Origin of the sequence: Pseudomonas sp. Irchel 3H9 (assembly GCF_900187495.1) — a bacterium.
In the GTDB taxonomy this organism is placed as follows: domain Bacteria; phylum Pseudomonadota; class Gammaproteobacteria; order Pseudomonadales; family Pseudomonadaceae; genus Aquipseudomonas; species Aquipseudomonas sivasensis.
Genome location: NZ_FYDK01000004.1, coordinates 639,921 through 660,536, shown reverse-complemented (window position 1 = coordinate 660,536; position 20,616 = coordinate 639,921). Strand labels below are relative to the sequence as shown.

The following is a 20,616-nucleotide window of genomic DNA, read 5'->3' as shown; positions in this document are numbered from 1 at the left end:
GTCATCAACCCTTGAACCGTGCCAGCAACCAAAGAAAATACGGTGCGCCAATCACCGCCGTCAGCACCCCGGCGGGGATTTCGCTGGGCGCGATCAACGTGCGCCCGAGGGTGTCGGCCAGCACCAGCAACAGCGCGCCGACCAGCATCGCCGCCGGCAGCAGGTACTGGTGATGCCCGCCCACCAACCGTCGCGCCATATGCGGCGCCACCAGACCGATAAAGCCAATCGGTCCGATCACGCCTACGCCCAGGCTGGTGAGCAGCACCGCGCACGCCATCGCCAGCCAGCGCGTGCGACTCAATGCGGTCCCCAGGCTGTGGGCCGCTTCATCACCGAGGGCGATCAGGTTCAGCGGTTTGGCCAGGCATAGCCCCACCGGGATCAGCAGCAGGAACGGCAACACCAGCGCCACATGGTGCCAGTTGCGGCTCCACAGGCTGCCGGTGAGCGCGAGCAGCGCGGTGTTGATATCCAGCGGATGGGACAGGATCAGAAACTCGGTGACGCTGGACAAGGTCACCGCAATCGCCACCCCGGACAGCGCGAAGCGCACACCGGAAAAACTCACGCCGGTGTTGTACAACGCCAGCAGCAAAGCGCCGCCGGCACCGCCCAGGCAGGCCACCAACGGCAGCCAGGCAATCGGCAGGTGCGGCCAACTGATGATCGCCACGGTCAGCGCCAACCCCGCGCCTTGGGTCACGCCGAGGATTTCCGGCGAGGCCAGCGGGTTGCGGATCACGCCTTGCACGATCGCACCGGCCAGGCCGAAGGCTGCGCCTGCGAGGATGGCGATCAGGCTGCGCGGCAGGCGGTGGTTCCACACTTCGAAGTCGAGGGCGTCATGGGCCAGCAGGCGATCGAAGACGGTCGCGGGCTTGAGCCACAACGTGCCGGCGCTGAGGCTGACGAAGGTCGCCAGCAGCAACAGGCCGAGCAGCAACCACAGGCGAAAACGTGGGCGGATCATAGGGCGCGCCTGGCAAGAAACAGAAAGAACGGTGCGCCGATCAGCGCAGTGACTACACCGGCCGGGGTTTCCACCGGAAAGGCCACGGCGCGGCTGAGCAGGTCGGCGCCGAGCACGATCACCGCGCCCAACGCCGCACTCAGCGGGATCAGCCAGCGGTAATCATTGCCGAGAAACTGGCGCAGGATATTCGGCGCAATCAAGCCGACAAAACCAATCGGCCCCACCGCACAGACACTGGCGCCCACCAGCAACAGGCTGGCAATGAACACCTGCAAGCGCAGGCTGGTGATGCCCACGCCCAACGAGCGGGCGGCGTCTTCGCCAAGGTTGATCAGGTTCAGGCGTGGCGCACACCACAGCGCCCACAGGCCACCGATCAAGGTGCACGGCCACAGCAGTTGCACTTGGGCAGCGCCCACATTGGCGAGGGAGCCGGCCAGCCAGTTCAATACGCTTTGCGCCTGAGCCTCCACCAGAATCACCGTGAGCCGGGTCAAGGCAGCGCACAACGCCGCCACCGCCACGCCGGCCAATACCAAGCGACCTTGGGCCGTGGTCGGCGACCAGGCGCCACCGAGGCTGAACACCGTGACCCAGGCCAACGCGCCACCGATGCAGGTCATCAGCAAGGCGCCACCGGCAAACGGCGGTGCAACCAATCCTGTCGAAAACAACGCCAGCCCCAACGCCGCCCCCGCCGTCACGCCAAATAACGACGGCGAGGCCAGGCGGTTACGGGTGATGCCTTGCATCAGTGCCCCGGCAAGGCCCAGGCAAGCACCCACCAGCGCCGCACACACCGCGCGCGGCACCCGCAATTGGGCAACGATATAAGCCATATTGCCGCCGACAGCACCTTGATGAACCAAGCCATTCCAGGCATCTGTCGCAGTCAGGGTGAACGGTGACCAGCTGTACAACGACAACCAGAACAGCACGGCGCCGAGCAGCACAATGCCCGCCGCCGCGAGACTACGCGCCATGTTTATTGGCTCAGTACGGCGTTGCCGCCCTTGAGAATCGCCAAGGCGTCTTCGGCGATCTGCTCCGAAGCGAGCACGCCACGGTTGCGCGCCCAGCTGTCGCCATCCACTTCGGCCACATGCTTGTTACGCACGGCACCGAGCACTTGCCAGAGTGGCTGCTTGCTCCACGTGTCGACGATGCTCGGGCGACGGTAATGGCCGACCAGCAACCAACCGGGGTCCAGGGCCAGCAGTTGTTCCAGGCTGACGAATTCGGTGGGGGCGGCATTGGCGCGCACCGAAGGCACTTTCAGGCCGATGGCTTGGAGCACGCTGCCAGCGTACGAATCCGGGCCGTGCACCGAAAAGCTGTCTTCGCGGGCGACACCGAAGAGCACGCTGGCACCGGCGGGAATCTGTTGGGCAATTTTTGTCAGGTTCGCGCGGTTCTGGGCGATGCGCGCTTCCATCTGCGGGCTTTTGCCCAAGGCCTTACCGATCAGCTCGGCGGACTTGAGGCTGCCCTCATAGTCCTCACCGCGCGAAGGCAGCAACAAGGTTGGCGCGATGCTGGCCAAGTCGCTGTACAGCGCTTGATGGCGATTGAGGTCGGCGACGATCAAGTCCGGCTTGAGCCGGGCGATTTCCTCGATACTCGGCTGCGAACGCAGGCCCACTGACGTCCATTGGCCGATGGCCTGGCGCACACGGGGCAAAACGCGGTTGGCGTCGCCATCATCCGCTGCACCGACGGGGGTTACGTCAACGGCGGCGAGGCTATCGAGAAAGGAGAACTCCAGCACCACCACACGCTTGGGCGCATCGGGCAGATGCACAGCGTGCTGGCCGTCGTTGAGATCGATGGGTGCAGCACTTAACAGGCTTGAAGAGAACGCCAGCAGGCAGGCAGCAAGGATGGGGATGGAGCGCAACAGTTGCATGAAGGGACCTCGGCGTTAAAACACCCCGGCTGGACCGGCTGGGGAAAACGGCGGGTACTATTCCATATCAGCGCGGCGTGATCAAAAAACATTCTCATTTGTGGGAGGGGACTTGCCCCTCCCCCATCTGATCGGCGTCTAGAAGTCGACGGTGGCAGAGAGCAGATAGGTGCGCGGTGTCGACAGGGTCAGCCCCGGCTCGCTGTCATCCGACGCACCCGCCGAACTCCAATAGCGTTTATCGGCGACGTTCTCCACATTCGCCCGCAGGGTGATGTGCTTGTCGTCGACCTTGAACCCATACCGGGCACCCACGTCGATACGGTTCCAGGCGTCGATTTCCTTGACGTTGGACTGGTCCAGGTACTGCGAGCTGGAGTGGATGCCACGGCTGGTCAGGGTCAGGCCTTCGAGCATCGGCACGTCCCATTCGGCACCAACGTTGACGTTGTACTTGGGCGTGGCCGGCGCGCGGTTGCCGTCGTAGGTGCCGTTGGTGGTGTCCTTGAGTTTGCTGTCGATGTACATCACGCCGCCGAGCAGGCGCACGCCCTTGAGCGGCTCGCCGAACACACTCAGTTCCGCACCGGAGTTTTCGCGCTTGCCGTTAGGCCCGAACAGTCTCGACGTGGCGTTGGTCTCGTAGGCCGGTTGCTTGATGCGGAACACGGCGGCCGTCACGCCGAAGGCACCGGCGTCGTACTTGGCGCCCACTTCCACCTGGCGACTGACAAACGGCGGGAAGATCTCGTTTTCGTTGCGCGACGTGGACGGCGCGATCTTGCCTTGGCTCAAGCCTTCCATGTAGTTGGCGTACAGCGACAGTTTGTCGGTGGCCTTGAACAGCAAGCCACCGGATGGCGAGAGTTTTTCTTCGTCGTAGTTGGTTTTGCCTTTGACCCCATCGCTCCAGTCGTCGACTTTCACCCGCTGCCAGCGCGCGCCAAGGGTCAGCAACAAACGGTCTTCGAAGAAGCCCAGGGTGTCAGACAGGGCCACGCCGCTGAAACGGTTTTCGGTGTAGACCTTCGCATCCTGGCGCGTGGCCGTAGACGGCGTCGGGGTTTGCACAGGGTTGTAGAGATTGCTCGTGCCTTCTGGATAACGCGCGCCACCGTTGGTGAAGTCCATATAGAAGTCGCTGAGTGCCAGGTTGACCTCATGACTCACCGGCCCGGTATGGAACCAGTTGCGTACACCCGCCGTGGCCGTTCGCACGTTTTCATCACGGGTGAAATCCCGGGGCTGCACGCGGAAGTCACCGGCCGCATTGCTCACCGACACCGCATGGCGCAGGAACTCGTGATTACTTTTACGCGCGCCTACACCGCCGTAGAGCATCACCGAATCGCTCAGGTCATATTCGGCATTCACCGTACCGAAGGTGTCCTTGGTGCGGGCCTTGCTCCAGGATTGCGCGTAATTGCGGCGCACATCGTTGGCGCTCGGTACCGGCGCGGCGGCCGCTACCTGCACACGTTCCTGGGGCGCATCGGTATCGCGTTCGGTGCGGCCAATATCGGTGGACAACCGCAGGCGCTCGCCCCGGAAATCCAGGCCCAGCACGGCCATCTCGCGGTCGACACTCTGGTGATCCCATTCGGTGTCGCCGGACTGCTTCACGCCGTTGAAACGCAGGCCGAACTTGTTGTCCTCGCCAAAGCGCCGGCCCACGTCCACCGCCCCACCGGCTTGGCTATCCGAGGCCCAGGTGCCGGTAAACGAGGTGATGTCCTTATCGGTGGCGCGCTTAGGCACCACGTTGATGCCGCCGCCCACACTGCCACGCGGCGAGATGCCGTTGATCAGTTGGGTCGGGCCTTTGAAGATGTCGACGCGGTCGGCCATTTCCATGTCGATGGTGTAGGTCGGCAATACGCCATAGAGGCCGTTGTACGACACATCACTGTTGAACAGGCTGAAGCCACGAATGGTGAACTGCTCATAACGCCCACCGGCCGGGTTGGTGGCGCGTACCGAGGGGTCGCTGTTGATCAGGTCGCCGAGGGTGCGCGCCTGCTGATTCTTCACCGCATCGGCGGTGTAGGTGGTCATGCTGAACGGTGTTTCCATGAAGTCCCGCGTGCCCAGCAAACCTTGGGAACCACGGCGCGCCACTTGGCCACCGGCGTAAGTATCGCCGTCGTACAGGCCGGTGGTGCCGAGGATAGAGGTCGGCGCCAGTTCCAGGGTGCTGCCGTCCGGCGCCGGCACCAACATATAGGCCTGCTCGCCCATGGGTTGCAGTTGCAGGCCGGAGCCTTGCAGCAAGCGCGCGAAGCCCTCCTCCACGCCGTATTCGCCGGATAAACCACTGCTGCTGCGCCCGCTGACCAGCGCGGGGTCCACTGACAGGTTGACGCCCGACAACCCGGCAAAACGGGTCAACGCTGCGCTCAGGCTGCCGGCCGGCACCTGATAGCTGCGACGCGCGGCGGCGTCTTCGGCAAAGCTTGTAGGCACAAACAATGGGCTGGCGCTGAGGCTCAGCATCAGGCTCAGTTTGAGCAACGGGCGCAAACGCAAGGGTAGGACTGCGGACATTGGAGGAAGCTCTCGATTTTGTTCACTTGCCTGGAATGACAGGCGAGGTGAAAAAAGGGGACAGGCTTCGAGAGTTATTTTTTAGCCAATGGGCACTTCCAGCCCTACCTTGACGCGATCCAGCGCCACCAATGTCTTGAACCACTTCACGTTGGGGTTCTCGGCGAACAGCCGGGCGGCGAGATCCTGGTATTCCTGCATGCTGGCAACGTTCAGCACCAGCACGAAATCCGCTTCGCCGGTGACGTAATAACACTGCTGCACCTGGGGCACGGAGAAGCTGGCCTTGGTCGTCGACAGCGCGTCGATGCTGGTACGTTCGACGGAAACCTCGGCAATGATGGTGATCGGCTTGCCGGCCTTCACCGGGTCCACCAGGGCCACATTCGCGATGATCACTCCACCCTCTTCCAAGCGCTTGATGCGGCGTTGCACGGCAGCGGTGGAGAGGTTGACCTTCTCGGCGAGAGTACGCAGGGGCAAGGCGTTGTCGCGCTGCACCAGGGCCAGGATGGACCAGTCGAAGCCGTCCAGGTCAAGCGTGTAAGAAGCGGGTTTGGCCATTCGGTGCGTGCTCGACGGGGTGAGAAATTTTATCGAAAACAGCCTCGATTCAGAGACCAATGACGACCAGGGCCTCAATACTATCCCAACTCCTTCAGCATGCAGAAATGGAGCGTCTCATGGGGTTTTTGATTCACCTGTCGCCGGTGTTTCCGGTGATGTCGAAGGGTTCCGTCGCCACGCAGCGGCCGGGCATGCTGCGCCTTACCACACCGCGATATGGGAATCCGCACGTGGTTCGGTGCCGCCACACAACACGCCGCTGACCGGGTCACGCAGGATAATCTGCCCGCGCCCATAATCGGTCAGGTCGCTGTCGGTCTGCACGGTATGACCACGCCGCGCCAGTGCATTGACCAGGCCCCGCGAGGCGCCGTGTTCGATGCCGACCTTCATGTCACCCAGCCATTGCCAGCGCGGCGCATCCAGCGCGGCCTGGGGGTTGAGGCCGAAGTCCACCAGGTTCATCACCATCTGCACATGACCCTGGGGCTGCATATACCCCCCCATCACGCCGAACGGGCCGAGTGCCTCGCCGTCCTGGGTGAGGAAGCCGGGGATGATGGTGTGAAAGGTCTTCTTGCCCGGTGCCAGGTGGTTGGCATGGGCCGGGTCGAGGCTGAACTCCTGCCCACGGTTCTGCAGCGCAATGCCGCTGTCGGGCAACACAACGCCGGAGCCGAAGCCGTGGTAGTTGCTCTGGATAAACGAGACCATATTGCCTTCGGCGTCCGCCGTGGCCAGGTACACCGTGCCGCTGGCGTGGGGGTCGCCGGGTTTGGGCGGCTGCGCCTGCTCGCTGATCTGGTCACGGCGGCGGCGGCTGTAGTCGTCGCTGAGCAGGTCGGCCACCGCCACGCGCATGTGCGCGGGGTCGGTGATGTAGTGCAGCCCATCGCTGTAGGCAAGCTTCATCGCCTCCAGTTGGCGATGCCAGGTCTGCTGGCTGTCGCGGTGATCGAAGGTGAAGCCTTCAAGAATTTTCAGCGCCATCAACGCCACCAGGCCCTGGCCGCTGGGCGGAATTTCCCAGACATCCACGCCGCGGTAGTTGATATGGATCGGCTCCACCCACTGCGCGCGGTAATCCTTGAGGTCGCTGGCGCGCAGGTAGCCCCCACTGGCGCGCGAGTGGGCGTCAAGACGCTCGGCCAGCGCGCCGCGATAGAGGCTTTCGCAGCAGGTAGCGGCCAGTTCTTCCAGGGTGCGGGCCTGGGCCGTGTTACGGAAGATCTCACCGGCGCGTGGCGCGCGACCGTCGATCAGGAAGGTATCGAACCACGCGTCCAGCACTTCGTCACGGTGCGGGCTGAATTCGTTCATGGAGATCTGCCATTGATGGGCGACCACCGGCGACAGCGCAAAGCCTTCCCGCGCCAAGGAAATCGCCGGTTGCAGCAACTCGGCGAACGGCAACTTGCCGAAGCGTTGCGACAACTCAGCCCACGCCGACGGGCAACCCGGTACCGTGACTGGGGTCCAGCCATACAGGGGCATCTGTTCATGCCCGGCGGCCTTGACCGCCTCAATACTCAAGGCCGCCGGCGCGTGGCCGTTGCCGTTCAGGCCGTGCAACTGGCCCTTGCACCAGACCAGGGCAAACGCATCGCCGCCCAGGCCGCAACCGGTGGGCTCTACCACCGTCAGGGCGGCGGCTGTGGCGATGGCGGCGTCGATGGCGTTGCCGCCTTTTTGCATGACTTCGATACCGGCCTGAGCGGCCAGGGGTTGCGACGCGGCGACCATGCCGCGACGGGCAAACACGCTCTGGCGTTGCGACGGATAAGGGTACTCGTGAGGAGAAAATTTCAACATGGCAAACGCTCTTCAAAAAGGGTCATAACACGCGACTGAGAAAGGCCCGGGTACGCGGATGGCTGGGGTGGCTGAAGATCTGTTCCGGCGGCCCCTGCTCGATGAGCTCGCCCTGATCGAGCACCACCACGCGGTCGGCCACTTCACGGGCAAACCCCATTTCATGGGTGACCACCACCATGGTCATGCCCTCCTCCGCCAGTTCCTTCATCACCTGCAAGACTTCGCCGACGGTTTCCGGGTCGAGGGCACTGGTGGGTTCGTCGAACAACATGGCCTGGGGCTTCATCGCCAGCGCGCGGGCAATCGCTACCCTTTGCTGCTGGCCGCCGGAGAGCATTGACGGGTAATGGTTGGCTTTGTCGGCCAGGCCGACCCGCGCCAGCAAGCCGCGCGCCTGTTCCAGCGCCTGGGCACGCGGGGTGCCGAGCACCTGGATCGGCGCCTCAATGATATTTTCCAGCGCAGTCATATGGGGGAACAGGTTGAAGCGTTGGAACACCATGCCGATGTCCCGGCGCTGACGGGCGATGTTGCGCTCCGAATCGCGTACCAGGCTGCCGTCGCTGCGCTCGCGATAGCCCATGGCGCGGCCGTTGACACGAATGCGTCCGCCCTGGATATCTTCGAGCAGGTTGATGCAGCGGATAAAGGTGGTCTTGCCAGAGCCGGAGGCGCCGATCAGCACCACCACTTCGCCCCGCCGCACTTGCAGAGAGATACCCTTGAGAATCTGCAACTCGCCGAACGACTTCTGAACATCCAAAGCCTCAATGATCAGCTCTTCACTTTGGTGCGCCATGGTTAACGTCCCCTCAGCAATTTCAGGGTGCTGCGACCGAACATACGGCTGGCGGCCGGCGGTGGCGAGGAAGGTCGATCGGACTGGCCGAAGCGATTTTCGAGCCAGCGCTGGAAGAAGCCCCACAGGGTGGTCAGCGTCAGGAAATACAGGGCGACCACCAGGTACAGCTCGAACACGCGGAAGGTCGCCGAGGTGATCATCTGCGTGCTAAGCAATAGCTCCTGCACGCCGATCACGCTGACCAGGGTGGTGTTCTTGAGCATGACGTTGAACTCATTGCCCAACGGCGGCACGATCACGCGGAACGCCTGGGGCAGCACGATGCGCCGCATCAGTTTGGCAAAGCCCATACCCAGGGAACGCCCCGCTTCGTATTGGCCTTTGTCCACCGCGCCGATACCGGCGCGGATGATCTCGGCCATGTACGCACCTTCGTTGAGGCCCAGGGCGATGATGGCTGCCTGGATATTGCCGGGAACGATCAGGCCGAACAGCTCGATGTCTTCGAAGCGGAAAATCCCGCCAGCCGCCAGTGCGGTGTACAAAAACACGATCTGCACCAGCAACGGTGTGCCGCGCATCAACCACACGTAAAAGCGCACCGGCAGGTGCAGCAGCGGATTCTTCGACAGGCGCAACAGCGCCGCCGCCAAACCCAACGCACAGCCCAGCAGCATCGCCAATATGCTGATCAGGCAGGTCAGCCACAGCCCGGTGAGGTACACCCCACTGGGCTGGAGCAGGTACTGCCAGAACACATCCCAATTGAAATTCATCGTCGGTGCGCCTCAGTCGAGTGTGTCGCTGCTGACATGCCATTTGTTAAGCAATTGCACGTAGCTGCCGTCGCTGCGCATGTCGCTGATCACCTGCTGTACGGCGGCGGTGAGCTGCGGGTCGTCCTTGCGCATGCCCAGGCCGGTGAGGATGCGGCTGAACGCGGGCACACCTTCCTGGAATAGATCCGGGGCCATTGCGGCGTAGTAGCCGGCGGTTTCCACGGTGGTGCCGTATGCGTCGACCTGGCTGATGCGCAGGGCCTGAAAGGCATCGGTGTCGGTGTTGTAGACCACCAGTTTCATCGGCGGCTTGCCGGCCTTGGTCAGGCTTTCATTCTGGGTATCGAGCAGGGTCTTGATAGTGGAACCGTTGAGCACCGCGACCTTGTGCCCGGACAAGTCATCCAGGGTCTTGATGCCCTTGGGGTTGCCCTTGGGCACCACCACCGACTGGCTGGAATACATATAGTTGACGATGTCGATCACCTGGCGCCGCTCGGGTTTGTCGAACAGTTGGTCAACGATCATGTCGCACTGCTGGGCGAGCAACGCCGGCACCAGCCCGGAGAACGGAATCACCCGCCATTGCACGTGCTTATCGCCCAGGCGTTTGGCTATTTCCAGCCCCAGATCGACAGTGAGCCCGCGCGGTTGTTGGGTTTCGTCGAAGGACACCAGGGGCGGTGAATCCATCCCCGAGCAGTAGGTGAGTTTGTCGACTTTCTGCAGGCGCTCCGGCACCTGGGGCGCAGCAAAAGCCCATTGGGTACAGAGGCCGAGGGAGACAGCCATCAGCAAGGCACGGCGTTTATGCATGACCAGACACTCCAGTTCGTTAAGTAACGGGGGCAGGACTCAACGTCAACACACGACAGCTTTCTTATTGTTCGGATTGCAGGAATTGGATCAGGGCGGGCACGGTGCCTTCGATGTGTTCGCGCACCACCGCTTCAGCGCGTGCCCCATCACCGGCGCGGATCGCCTCAAGGATCACCGCGTGTTCCTGACGTGCGCTGAGGGGTTTTTCGCCGTGTTGCAACCACAAGCGCATGGGCGCCTCCACCAGCGAGTACAGCGCCGAGATTTGCTTCATCAGGCGCGGGCGACCGCTGAGGCTGCACAGGTATTCGTGGAAGGCACGATGACGGCTGACCCACACGGCGCTTTCATCGCGGTAGTCGTCCATCTCGTCGAGCAGGCGCTCCAGCGCGGCGAGTTGCCGCTCACCGATACGGCCCACCGCGACGCGCACCGCCAGACCTTCCAGGGCGCTGCGCATCTCGAACACTTCGTGCAGTTCATCGATATCCAGGCCGCTGACGATGGCGCCACGGTTGGGACGCAAGGTCACCAGGCCCTGGGCGTCCAGGCGACGGAACGCCTCGCGCACCGGCATGCGGCTCATGCCGATCTCGCTGGCGATATCCTCAGCAATCAGCCGGTCGCCCTTGTGGTAGCGGCCACCGCAGATGGCGTCGAGGAGGAACTTGTAGGCCTCCTCCTCGGCAGTGAGAGGCTGGCGATCAACGTAAGCGGGGGCGAACTGCATCGGCTGCACCTTTTGAATTTTTGTATCCAATTATCCACGGATACATAAATGCAGAATGCGTGCCAATCGTTCATGGGGTAAGCCAAGTGATTGATTTGGATGAAATAGGTCGCAAGTGCCTGACGGCATACGCAAAGACGGTGTAGGAATGTGCTACCAAATGGCTCAGAAAATGCCCCATGCCGGGGCAGTGCGGTCGCCGGTAACAGCCACCTGCCCGTGCAGAATCAGACGGATTCGGCCGAATAGATGATGGTTTGTGCGGTGTCCTGCGCAACGGTCTGACGGGTGAAGTAGGTGTCGCCTTCGTCAGTCAGGATCTCGTAGTCGACGTTGCGGGTGGGGCTAGCGTGCTTGATGATCTTCAGCACGCGCTGGAATTTCACGCTCTGCGTTCCGTTCTGGCTGGGTCCGGTGAGGACGCTGACACTTTGAAACCATCCGGCGTGCTGCTTGTTGCTCAACAGGGCGCCGGTCATTGCTTCAAAACGTTCGAGCCGGGTGAAACCCCATAAAGTCTGCTCCTGCACGGTCGCATCCGGCGTGGCCGCGCCGGTAAACACAAACAGATTGATCGCCGGGCTGTCTTCACAAAAGAAGTCATAAGGGACCAGGCCATCGACCATTTTCCTGCCGGGCACAAAGCCTTTTTTATGCACCTGAAACATCGCCACCTCCACTCAATCAATGGTGACCAGTCTAAAGAGGTGCGACGTACAGGGCGGTCAAGCCAATGTAATGTCGTGTAAAGATCGCGCGCTGTGCAGGTTGACCTCCACCGTCAGTCCCCCGGTCGGCTCGTTGCGCGCCACAATATTGCCGCCATGCATTTGCACTGCCCTGGCCGCAATGGCCAAGCCCAGGCCAAAGCCCACGCTGGCGTCCCCTGCACCGCGCTCGAACGGGTTAAAAATGCTACGCAGCCGGCGGTTTTCGACACCCGGCCCCTGGTCGGTGATGTGCACGCAGAGGCGGTTCCCATCGCTGCTGATCCGGGCCGACACCTGCACCGTGGTGCCAGGCCGTGTGTAGCGCACAGCGTTGCGGATCACGTTTTCGAAGCAGCGGTACAGCAATTCGCCGCTGACACAGGCAATAAATGGCGGACATGCCCCAAGGTGCACGCGGCAGCCTTTGATGCCGGCTTCGAATTGCGCATTCTCGACAATCATCCCCAGCAACTCGACGATGTCCACGGCGTCACGCTCAATGCTTTCGGGGCGCCCCTGCAGACGAGCCAGGGTGAGCAGCGCCTCGATCAGCGTGTCCATGCGCTCGGATTCGCGCTCGATGCGTTCGAGCATTTCCACGCGCGCCACATCCTGGCGCAACAACCCGATGGCGGCCTGTATGCGCGTGAGGGGTGAACGCAGCTCATGGGAGATATCGTGCAATAAGTGCTGCTGGGCCTCTACCAGCACCTTCAGCTGGTTGGCCATGCGGTCGCAGTCTTCGGCCAAGTCGACGATTTCATCTCGGCGCTTGCCCATGGCGGGCTTGACCCGGGTTTCAAAACGCCCTTGGGCCGCGTCGCTCATGGCCCGCTTAAGATGAGCCAGGGGCCAGGCCAGGTAATACGCCATATAACCGCTGAACAACGCACTCATCAGCGTACCGATAATCAGCGGGATCTGGCGCCAGGGCCTGCCGTGATCGTCGGGGGCATGGGTGGACTTGACCGACAGCGACAGCCCTTCCTTACTGATGATTGATCGCTCATAGACCGGGTTCAGCACCGTTGAACCGGCCACCAGGTGACCCGCGCTGTCATACACCCCAATGGCCTCGTCCGAGGGATGCTCCCACACGTTAAGCAGTTGGGTGGCCGCTTCGACACCAAATTGCTCCAGCAGTCTTTCTTCGCTGGTAAGAATGGCTTCCACGTGCGGATCACCCGCGCGAAAACTGCCCAGTTCAATCACGCCGACCCCCGCCAGGAACGTCAGGCTGGTGGCCAACCAGAAGGCCAGGAACAGCTTCCAGAACAGCAGGCTGGGCTTGGTCATTCGGCAATCAACAGGTAGCCGAGGCCGCGCACGCTTTGAATCCACGCCTTGGCATCCGCGCGTGGCCCGAGTTTTTGCCGAATGCTGCTGATGTGCACGTCGATACGCCGGTCGTAGCGGGTCAACGGGCAACCCAAGGCGTTCAACGACAGGTCCTTTTTACTCACCACCTGCCCGGCACTGCGGGCGAGCTCTTCGAGCAGGCTGAACTCGGTGCTGGTCACGCCCAGCTCAACCCCTTTCCATATTGCCTGGCGCTTGCCCGGCCACAACACCAGCGAGCCGGTCTTAATCATCTCCGAGGTCGGCTGGCCGGCTGGCTGCACCCTGCGCATGATGGCGCGCAGGCGAGCGACCAGCTCACCGGGGGAGCTGGGCTTGGGTACATAATCATCGGCACCTAGTTCCAGGCCGGTGATGCGGTCGATGTTGTCGCCACGGGCGGTGAGCAAGACCACCGGCACCTGGCTGACGGCGCGAATGCGCCGGAGCACCTCGATCCCCGAGCGCTGGGGCAGCATGACGTCCAGCACCACAATGCTGTAGCGCCCTGACAACGCCTCTGCTTCACCCTCCTCGCCCGTGTGCACGGCGGTCGCAGCAAATCCTTCGCGCGCCAGGTATTGGCTCAGCATTCCAGTGAGTTCCTGGTCATCGTCGACTAACAGTACGGAGATCATCGCGAGCTCGTCAGTGGGTGGTCGCGCATTATTGGCCCTGGCGCGTTTTTGCAGGCCAACCTTTACCTAACTTGACATTCGGTTAACCGCACCAAACGCCGCACGCTCTTAAGCTGCCTGTTCACCCGTCCGGCTGCGCCGGCGCTGTATTCTGGAAAAGATCTTGATGAATTTTTCGCGCCTGCTCTGCTCGGTTGCGCTGCTGCTCAATACCTCACTGGCGCTCGCCCAGGGTTTCAAAATCTCGGATATCCGAATCAACGGCCTGCAACGGGTCTCTGCAGGCAGTGTGTTTGGCGCATTGCCGCTGAACGTAGGCGATGAAGCGGATGACCGGCGCCTGGTGGACTCGACCCGCGCGCTGTTCAAGACCGGGTTCTTCCAGGACATTCAACTTAGTCGCGAAGGCGACGTGCTGATTATTAATGTAGTTGAGCGGCCTTCGGTTGCCAGTATCGAGTTCGAGGGTAACAAGGCAATCTCCACCGAAGACCTGATGAAAGGCATGAAGCAGTCCGGCCTGGCTGAGGGCGAGATTTTCCAGCGAGCCACGCTGGAAGGCGTGCGCAACGAATTGCAGCGCCAATATGTTGCCCAGGGCCGCTACTCGGCCTCGGTCGACACTGAGGTCGTGCCCCAACCGCGCAATCGCGTGGGCGTGAAGATCAAGATAAATGAAGGCGAAGTGGCGTCGATCCAGCACATCAATGTGGTGGGCAATACAGCATTCCCGGATGAAGCACTGATCGACCAGTTCACGCTCAAGACCAGCAACTGGCTGTCATTTTTCAAGAACGACGATAAATACGCTCGGGAAAAACTCTCCGGCGACCTCGAACGGCTGCGCTCCTACTACCTGGACCGTGGGTATATCAACATGGATATCGCCTCGACCCAAGTCTCCATGACCCCGGACAAAAAACACGTGTATATCACCGTGAACATCCAGGAAGGCCAGAAATACAGGGTTCGTTCGGTGAAGCTGAGTGGTGAGCTGAAGGTGCCTGAGGATCAGGTCAATTCGCTGCTGCTGGTACAAAAGGGCCAGGTGTTTTCGCGCAAGTTGATGACCACCACTTCGGAGCTGATCACCCGTCGCCTGGGAAACGAGGGCTATACGTTCGCCAACGTCAACGGCGTTCCGCAGGTGCATGAGGAAGATCATACGGTTGACGTTACCTTCAGCGTCGACCCCGGCAAGCGGGCTTACGTCAATCGGATCAACTTCCGTGGCAACACCAAGACAGACGATAAGGTGCTGCGCCGTGAGATGCGCCAGATGGAAGGTGGCTGGGCGTCGACCTACTTGATCGACCAATCCAAAGTGCGCCTTGACCGTCTGGGCTTCTTCAAGGAAGTGAACGTGGAAACGCCGGCGGTGGCCGGTGTGGATGACCAACTGGACGTGAACTACGCCGTGGAAGAACAGGCGTCTGGATCGATTACCGCCAGTGTCGGCTTTGCCCAAAGTTCGGGCCTGATCCTCGGCGGCTCGATCAGCCAGAGCAACTTCCTGGGCACCGGTAATTACGCCAGCCTGGGGCTGACCCGCTCGTCGTACCAGAGCAAATACAACATCGGTTTTACCGACCCCTATTTCACTCCCGACGGCGTGAGCCTGGGCTACAACGCGTTCTACAGCAAGACTGACTACAACGACTACTACGATGATGGCGTTTCCTATTACGCAATCAATAGCTTTGGCCTTGGCACAACCCTGGGCTACCCGATCAACGAAACCTCTCGCCTGAGTTTTGGCCTCACGGCGCAACACGACAGCATTGAACCGGGCACCTACAGCGCAGACGAGATCTACGACTTCGTCGACCGCGAAGGCAAGGAGTTCACCAACTTCAAGGCCAACCTGGGCTGGTCGGAATCGACGCTGAATAAGGGTGTACTGGCCACCCGCGGACACTCACAGAACCTCAACGTGATGGTGACAGTGCCCGGCAGCGACCTGAGCTTCTACAAGATCGACTACTCGGGGCAGACCTTCCTGCCTATCACCAACAGCACGTCGCTTCGCTTCCATACCAAGCTTGGCTACGGCGGCGGCTATGGCTCGACCGATAGCCTGCCCTTCTACGAAACCTACACGGCAGGCGGCGAAGGTAGTGTGCGTGGTTTTGAAAGTGGCACCCTCGGCCCACGCAACACCCCGGCCACCGGCGCCTACTCCAGCGCCGGCCAGGCGTACTACACCGACCGCGACACCGAGGCTTTGGGCGGCAATATCCTGATAACCGGCGGCGCGGAATACCTGTTCCCGGTGCCGTTTATCAAAGACAACAAATCTGTACGGACCTCAGTGTTCTGGGATGTAGGCACGGTGTATTCGGACAAGTGCTACCTCAGCACCACCCAGGGCTGTGGCAGCGTGGATTTGAGCCAGATGGCCAGCTCGGTAGGCGTGGGCGTGACGTGGTACAGCCCTTTGGGGCCGCTGAGTGTGAACTTGGCGTATCCGATTCGAACGCCGGAGAATGCAGATAAGCAGGTGTTCCAGTTTTCCATGGGGCAAACGTTTTGATACGTGCGCGTTAGGCCTGATTGAGCTTCTCCTTCGCCGAGATGGATGCGCCGGATATGGGAAATTTTTCCAGCCCAGCAAAATCACCGCGCCTGCGCTGCTACCCTGGGCTGATTAAACAAAAGGGGCGCGACGACGAATGGACTCATGGAAGGCAGCAATCATCGCAGGGCTGGCGTTATTTGCCACTCAAGCGATGGCAGGAGAGATCAAGAAACCCGGCGACCGCGCCATGTTCTGGACGACATCGGGGCCCACCTTCTTCAGCTCCTTCGCCAGTGATGTGACAAGTCATCCCAGCAAATATTTCGGCGCCGCCAAGGCCGATGCACTGGCGTTTATCGGTTCAGAGGGCGAGATCCGCGGCGCCCAGTTTGAGCAGGCGTCCAGGTACTATCACTCGACCTACAGCCCACCTTTCATGCCTGATATGCAATTAGCACAGGTTATCGCCACAACGTACTGAGCGAAGCTCTCGGTATAGCGCTGTGAGTTAGAAGCGGATTTGGCACCGACCAGGACCTTGCAAGAGATTCCGAGCTGACCGCTAGAAGCCGCGGCCGACGGATCTTTCGAGGGTTCAGCGGCACTCAATCGGTGCCAACTACCTGCAAAATGGTTTGTCACCAAAACAGCAAGAAGTCGGGTGAATTTGCGGTCTGTTTGGCACTGCGGTTTGGGCCCAAAAACGTCGAATTTGGAGGTATGAGGCAGGCTCTCGAACGCGATTGTTTGATTCCAAATCGGCCCCTGGGCCTTGTGATCAAAGGGTCTTCAGGAGGCCCACAGCCCGTCAGCAATCAATTCGAATAGATGCGCCCTCCCCGCGCTCTGTTCCGTTTCCCTAGCGCACAATCGGAAGTCCGGCTTTCGCTGCTTCCGTTTGTCTTCAAAGGCACGGCCCGCGTGACGTACAGCCGGTTTCGCGGATGTTGGATGGTGACCTTTAAGAACGAAGAATCGGAACTGAGCTTCCAGGGTTTAGCGCCGCGGAGCCGGTGAGGAAAAACGCCCTAATCGCCCGGAAACAGGGCTTTTGGCAAGGCTATCTGACATGCGAAAAAGCTGAGAAAGGAAGAGAAATATCAGACAGGATTGGTGCCAAAGGCAGCGCGAAAAAGGGCCAAAAGCGGCGTGAACTCACACAACAGGGGTTTCCTTCATAGGTTCATGGTCGAGGATTGATGTTGTTCAAAGCATGTGCCCTGCCCAGATTTCGCGACCTACTAGATCGGCAGCAATCTCGATGAACGCATCCCCAACAAATTTTGCAGCCGGGCTGACTCGCCTGTCCGCGGGAAATACCTGGACCAATTTACGCATGGGAATAGGGTCGACCAAAGGTGCAGCACTGAGCACTCCCGATTCAATCTGCGTATAAATCGATGCCAGTGGCAAAGCTGTCAAACCGAAGCCATTACGAACCAGGTCAATCATCGCGCCGAAGGAGTCAGCTTCAACGCTGGTTTTGAGCTTGATGCCGACTTCTCGCGCACAATTATCCAGAATCACGCGAAGACTGTGGCGGGCGCTTGGCAACACCAACTGCTGCTCGGCCAAAGACTCGAATGACACCGGCACATCCAGGCGCAGCTTGGCACTGGCAGGTCCGACCAGCAGCAAGTTTTCCATCATTACCGGCACAATACGCAGTGTATGCAGGGGTTGGGGATCGTAAGAAATCGCCAGTTCCAATTCGCCACGCTGAACCCAATCCAGCAGATAACCGCTGAAGGCCGAGGAAAATCTGACGGCAAGATTCGGATGCGCGTCTTTGATTTTGCGCACTAAAGGGACGGTGACAATTTCCGCTACCGTCGGCGTCGTACCGATGACGACCGTTCCCCGAAAAGAGGTCTTTCCGCCCACCACCGAACTTCGAATGGATTCCATTTCCTCCATGATTCGAGTGGCATGCGCCAGCACCTCGCGACCAGCATCGGTAATCTCCATGCCTCGTCCATGTCGATCAAACAGGTAGGTGCCGAGTTCTTTTTCCAGCATTCGAATTTGTCGGCTGAGTGCCGGTTGTGCGATGTGAAGCCGGTCTGAGGCCTTGCTGAGACTGCCTAGCTCGGCCACATGAATCAAGGTTTTGAGTTGAACGACATCCATTACCAGGCCAGTCAAAGTCGGGCTCGGCGCGAAATGCGTCGAAAGTAGTCTGAGTGTAAACGCATTAGCGTTTCCTGGAATGCCACAGGGCCCGCGTCGCATGGGGCCTAATGGCTTTCTAGCCGGCTGTATCCCCCAGCCCGTAGGGGCTGCAAGACAAGCTATAGAATTTCGGTATATCAGTTAGACCTGGCTGACGGCTTATTACCCTCGTCACTCTGCGGTAGCGTGCAATCAACGTCGACGCCAAGAGCGATCGACTGACTACAAGAATAAGATTCGAGGGCTTGCCGCCATGATTTACTACCTTTCTCGTTACCTGACCGACCCGCCTTATACAGTCAGCGAACAGCTGACCTCTCATATACACCCCCCCGCTTCATGTGCCTTGGTCGTCGAAGGGTCACAGCACTTGCGTTAAGCACATCAACCCATCGAGCTAGCAACGTCGGACACGCATCAGCGTGGGCCTCGTATCGTCTCGCCTTGAAACAAGGGTGAACAGAATGTCTGCATCAACCAGCGACTCAACACGCCACACTGAAAAGTCCGATCAGATGAAAAGTCCGAATCGTGTCAGAGCGATCATGGGTGCCTGCTCGGGCAATCTGGTGGAGTGGTACGACTTTTTCATTTACGCCTATACCGCCATCTATTTTGCGAGCTCGTTTTTCCCCAAAGGCGACACCACCAGTCAGTTGCTCGCAACCGCCGGCGTCTTCGCCGTCGGCTTTTTCATGCGGCCGCTCGGCGGTTGGATTTTTGGCTGGATTGCTGATACCCGCGGCCGCAAGGTATCGATGATTATCTCGGTGTTCATGATGTGCGCCGGTTCCTTGTTGATTGCCGTCACGCCGACCTATGAAACCATCGGTGTGGCGGCGCCAGTTTTGCTTGTCGTTGCCAGGCTGATTCAGGGGCTGTCAGTGGGCGCGGAGTACGGCACCGGCGCCACCTACATCAGTGAAATCGCGACACCTGGACGCCGTTGTTTCTATGGATCATTCCAGTACTTCACCATCATCGCAGGCCAACTCCTCGCCCTGATGACCGTGGTCATACTTCAACAAACCCTTACCGGCGAGGAATTGCGGGAATGGGGCTGGAGAATTCCTTTTTTCATCGGCGCCTTTAGTTCTATCGTAGTCGTGTATTTGCGTCGCGCGATGCATGAAACCGCCACAAAAAAAGAAATGAACCGCAAAGATGCCGGCTCGCTACGTGGCATGTTCAAACACAAACGCGCAGTGGCACTGGTGGTCGCGTTTACCATTGGCGGTTCACTTTACTTCTACACCTTCACCACCTACATGCAGAAATTTCTGGTGATCTCTGCGGGGTTTAGTCCGGAAACGGTGAGTTTCATCATGACGGCCGCCCTGGTCGGTTTCATGTTTTGTCAGCCACTCTTTGGTCTGCTCGCTGACCGAATCGGAATCAAGGTCCATATGTTGTTGTTTTCCGGGTTGGCCATGCTACTGGTGATCCCCCTGCTCTATTCACTGCAATCAGTCAGCAGTCCATTTACAGCGTTCCTGCTGGTATTTGGCGGCCTGGCAATCGCGTCGCTCTACACCCCGATTGCCGGTATCGTCAAAGCTGAACTGTTCCCGCCAGCGGTACGTGCATTGGGTGTGGGCTTTCCTTATGCCGTCGGCAACGCGGCGTTCGGTGGCACCGCCGAATACGTCGCCTTGTCGCTTCGGTCGCAGGGTATTGAGGAGTATTTCTTCTTCTACGTCGCGGCCGTAGTAACCATCACGTTCATCGCAGCGATGCTAATGCCCAACCTGTCCCGCTATGGTTACATCAGCGGCTCGGGTGAGATCGAAGAACGCACCGGACTTAGGGGCTGCATCAAATCGCAGGCTGCAAGGATCTGAGGCACTGACGATTACCGTGGTTTTTTGAAAGGGCCCATGGGCCCTTTTAAAATCATTGGATAGCGAATACCTATGCTACTTGTGATGAATGCGCTTGATGAACCTTGGTTACCTTCCCCGGTTTGGCCATGCCTGCAATCCAGATCAAGATCCTTGAACTGACTTGAGTCAAAGACGGGCCTCTTGATACCGGCCGAGTACTGCACACCGACAAAGATGTCGCGCATGCGCTGCTCGACGACGCGGATGTGGCAGTGGTGCATGGAAGCGCTTTTGGCCTTGGCCCTTACATTCGCATTGTCTACGCTATGGATGACGCTTCATTGCGTAGGGGTCGCGAAGCGATTCCGTACGTTCTGCACCTCTCTGCGTCAATCATTTCCCTTCCCATAATGCGTGGCTATCGCCGTTGCCCAAGAGGCCACGCATTCCCCCCCTGCTATACAAAATGGGCATATCTC

The 20,616-nt window shown here is 60.1% G+C and carries 17 protein-coding genes and 1 pseudogene; 4 read left to right on the top strand and 14 right to left on the bottom strand.

The features are described from left to right. Nucleotides 1-4: 4 nt before the first annotated feature. The 13 genes from CKW32_RS18300 to CKW32_RS18240 all read right to left on the bottom strand — a co-directional run bounded on the left by CKW32_RS18300 (nt 5) and on the right by CKW32_RS18240 (nt 13,624). Nucleotides 5-973: an iron chelate uptake ABC transporter family permease subunit gene (locus CKW32_RS18300; protein ID WP_095185602.1), complete on the bottom strand. Its 969-nt coding sequence runs from the start codon at nt 971-973 to the stop codon at nt 5-7. Further along, nucleotides 970-1,959: an iron-dicitrate ABC transporter permease FecC gene (gene fecC, locus CKW32_RS18295; protein ID WP_095185601.1), complete on the bottom strand. Its 990-nt coding sequence runs from the start codon at nt 1,957-1,959 to the stop codon at nt 970-972. Before fecC ends, CKW32_RS18300 begins: the two co-directional genes overlap by 4 nt. A gap of 2 nt (nt 1,960-1,961) precedes the next feature. After that, nucleotides 1,962-2,882: a Fe(3+) dicitrate ABC transporter substrate-binding protein gene (locus CKW32_RS18290; RefSeq protein ID WP_032886920.1), complete on the bottom strand. Its 921-nt coding sequence runs from the start codon at nt 2,880-2,882 to the stop codon at nt 1,962-1,964. 138 nt (nt 2,883-3,020) lie between these two features. Next, nucleotides 3,021-5,426 carry a TonB-dependent receptor gene (locus CKW32_RS18285; protein ID WP_095185600.1) on the bottom strand — a complete coding sequence of 802 codons (2,406 nt, stop codon included), beginning with the start codon at nt 5,424-5,426 and terminating at the stop codon, nt 3,021-3,023. A gap of 81 nt (nt 5,427-5,507) precedes the next feature. Next, entirely contained in the window at nt 5,508-5,990 is a 483-nt protein-coding gene (locus tag CKW32_RS18280) for an Lrp/AsnC family transcriptional regulator (protein ID WP_032886925.1), read from the bottom strand. 204 nt (nt 5,991-6,194) lie between these two features. After that, complete coding sequence (locus CKW32_RS18275) at nt 6,195-7,805, bottom strand: gamma-glutamyltransferase family protein (RefSeq protein ID WP_095185599.1); 1,611 nt, start codon at nt 7,803-7,805, stop codon at nt 6,195-6,197. Between the two features lie 22 nt (nt 7,806-7,827). Beyond that, complete coding sequence (locus CKW32_RS18270; RefSeq protein WP_095185598.1) at nt 7,828-8,607, bottom strand: amino acid ABC transporter ATP-binding protein; 780 nt, start codon at nt 8,605-8,607, stop codon at nt 7,828-7,830. Between the two features lie 2 nt (nt 8,608-8,609). Further along, the gene (locus tag CKW32_RS18265; protein WP_032886933.1) at nt 8,610-9,386 is read right to left on the bottom strand and encodes an amino acid ABC transporter permease; all 777 of its coding nucleotides are present in this window, start codon (nt 9,384-9,386) and stop codon (nt 8,610-8,612) included. 12 nt (nt 9,387-9,398) lie between these two features. Continuing rightward, on the bottom strand, nt 9,399-10,205 hold the full coding sequence (locus CKW32_RS18260; protein ID WP_032886935.1) for an ABC transporter substrate-binding protein: 807 nt from the start codon (nt 10,203-10,205) through the stop codon (nt 9,399-9,401). 64 nt (nt 10,206-10,269) lie between these two features. After that, on the bottom strand, nt 10,270-10,938 hold the full coding sequence (locus CKW32_RS18255; RefSeq protein ID WP_032886938.1) for a GntR family transcriptional regulator: 669 nt from the start codon (nt 10,936-10,938) through the stop codon (nt 10,270-10,272). Between the two features lie 227 nt (nt 10,939-11,165). Further along, nucleotides 11,166-11,606: a hypothetical protein gene (locus CKW32_RS18250; RefSeq protein WP_095185597.1), complete on the bottom strand. Its 441-nt coding sequence runs from the start codon at nt 11,604-11,606 to the stop codon at nt 11,166-11,168. Nucleotides 11,607-11,663: 57 nt separating this feature from the next. Continuing rightward, on the bottom strand, nt 11,664-12,944 hold the full coding sequence (locus CKW32_RS18245; RefSeq protein WP_095185596.1) for an ATP-binding protein: 1,281 nt from the start codon (nt 12,942-12,944) through the stop codon (nt 11,664-11,666). Beyond that, nucleotides 12,941-13,624, bottom strand: a complete 684-nt coding sequence (locus CKW32_RS18240; protein WP_095185595.1) for a response regulator transcription factor — start codon at nt 13,622-13,624, stop codon at nt 12,941-12,943. Before CKW32_RS18240 ends, CKW32_RS18245 begins: the two co-directional genes overlap by 4 nt. Before the next feature lie 166 nt (nt 13,625-13,790). On the opposite strand from CKW32_RS18240, the gene bamA reads away from it, so the two are divergent. Both bamA and CKW32_RS18230 read left to right on the top strand, forming a co-directional pair. Beyond that, nucleotides 13,791-16,157 carry an outer membrane protein assembly factor BamA gene (gene bamA, locus CKW32_RS18235; RefSeq protein ID WP_095185594.1) on the top strand — a complete coding sequence of 789 codons (2,367 nt, stop codon included), beginning with the start codon at nt 13,791-13,793 and terminating at the stop codon, nt 16,155-16,157. 139 nt (nt 16,158-16,296) lie between these two features. Further along, nucleotides 16,297-16,623, top strand: a complete 327-nt coding sequence (locus CKW32_RS18230) for a DUF2388 domain-containing protein (RefSeq protein ID WP_095185593.1) — start codon at nt 16,297-16,299, stop codon at nt 16,621-16,623. Nucleotides 16,624-17,348: 725 nt separating this feature from the next. Here the strand turns inward: CKW32_RS18230 and CKW32_RS18225 are convergent. Further along, nucleotides 17,349-18,272, bottom strand: coding sequence for a LysR substrate-binding domain-containing protein (locus CKW32_RS18225; RefSeq protein ID WP_095185592.1), 924 nt, complete (start codon nt 18,270-18,272; stop codon nt 17,349-17,351). Nucleotides 18,273-18,778: 506 nt separating this feature from the next. Here CKW32_RS18225 and CKW32_RS18220 point away from each other — a divergent pair. Both CKW32_RS18220 and CKW32_RS28645 read left to right on the top strand, forming a co-directional pair. Next, nucleotides 18,779-20,155, top strand: coding sequence for an MFS family transporter (locus tag CKW32_RS18220; RefSeq protein WP_095185591.1), 1,377 nt, complete (start codon nt 18,779-18,781; stop codon nt 20,153-20,155). 191 nt (nt 20,156-20,346) lie between these two features. Further along, a pseudogene (locus CKW32_RS28645) lies at nt 20,347-20,548 on the top strand (aminotransferase class I/II-fold pyridoxal phosphate-dependent enzyme); the annotation flags it as partial. Nucleotides 20,549-20,616 lie beyond the last annotated feature (68 nt).

Coding starts and splice junctions, on each gene's coding strand:
- CKW32_RS18300 (WP_095185602.1), bottom strand. CDS start 973: ATGATCCGCCCACGTTTTCGCCTGTGGTTGCTGCTCGGCCTGTTGCTG.
- fecC (WP_095185601.1), bottom strand. CDS start 1,959: ATGGCGCGTAGTCTCGCGGCGGCGGGCATTGTGCTGCTCGGCGCCGTG.
- CKW32_RS18290 (WP_032886920.1), bottom strand. CDS start 2,882: ATGCAACTGTTGCGCTCCATCCCCATCCTTGCTGCCTGCCTGCTGGCG.
- CKW32_RS18285 (WP_095185600.1), bottom strand. CDS start 5,426: ATGTCCGCAGTCCTACCCTTGCGTTTGCGCCCGTTGCTCAAACTGAGC.
- CKW32_RS18280 (WP_032886925.1), bottom strand. CDS start 5,990: ATGGCCAAACCCGCTTCTTACACGCTTGACCTGGACGGCTTCGACTGG.
- CKW32_RS18275 (WP_095185599.1), bottom strand. CDS start 7,805: ATGTTGAAATTTTCTCCTCACGAGTACCCTTATCCGTCGCAACGCCAG.
- CKW32_RS18270 (WP_095185598.1), bottom strand. CDS start 8,607: ATGGCGCACCAAAGTGAAGAGCTGATCATTGAGGCTTTGGATGTTCAG.
- CKW32_RS18265 (WP_032886933.1), bottom strand. CDS start 9,386: ATGAATTTCAATTGGGATGTGTTCTGGCAGTACCTGCTCCAGCCCAGT.
- CKW32_RS18260 (WP_032886935.1), bottom strand. CDS start 10,205: ATGCATAAACGCCGTGCCTTGCTGATGGCTGTCTCCCTCGGCCTCTGT.
- CKW32_RS18255 (WP_032886938.1), bottom strand. CDS start 10,938: ATGCAGTTCGCCCCCGCTTACGTTGATCGCCAGCCTCTCACTGCCGAG.
- CKW32_RS18250 (WP_095185597.1), bottom strand. CDS start 11,606: ATGTTTCAGGTGCATAAAAAAGGCTTTGTGCCCGGCAGGAAAATGGTC.
- CKW32_RS18245 (WP_095185596.1), bottom strand. CDS start 12,944: ATGACCAAGCCCAGCCTGCTGTTCTGGAAGCTGTTCCTGGCCTTCTGG.
- CKW32_RS18240 (WP_095185595.1), bottom strand. CDS start 13,624: ATGATCTCCGTACTGTTAGTCGACGATGACCAGGAACTCACTGGAATG.
- bamA (WP_095185594.1), top strand. CDS start 13,791: ATGAATTTTTCGCGCCTGCTCTGCTCGGTTGCGCTGCTGCTCAATACC.
- CKW32_RS18230 (WP_095185593.1), top strand. CDS start 16,297: ATGGACTCATGGAAGGCAGCAATCATCGCAGGGCTGGCGTTATTTGCC.
- CKW32_RS18225 (WP_095185592.1), bottom strand. CDS start 18,272: ATGGATGTCGTTCAACTCAAAACCTTGATTCATGTGGCCGAGCTAGGC.
- CKW32_RS18220 (WP_095185591.1), top strand. CDS start 18,779: ATGTCTGCATCAACCAGCGACTCAACACGCCACACTGAAAAGTCCGAT.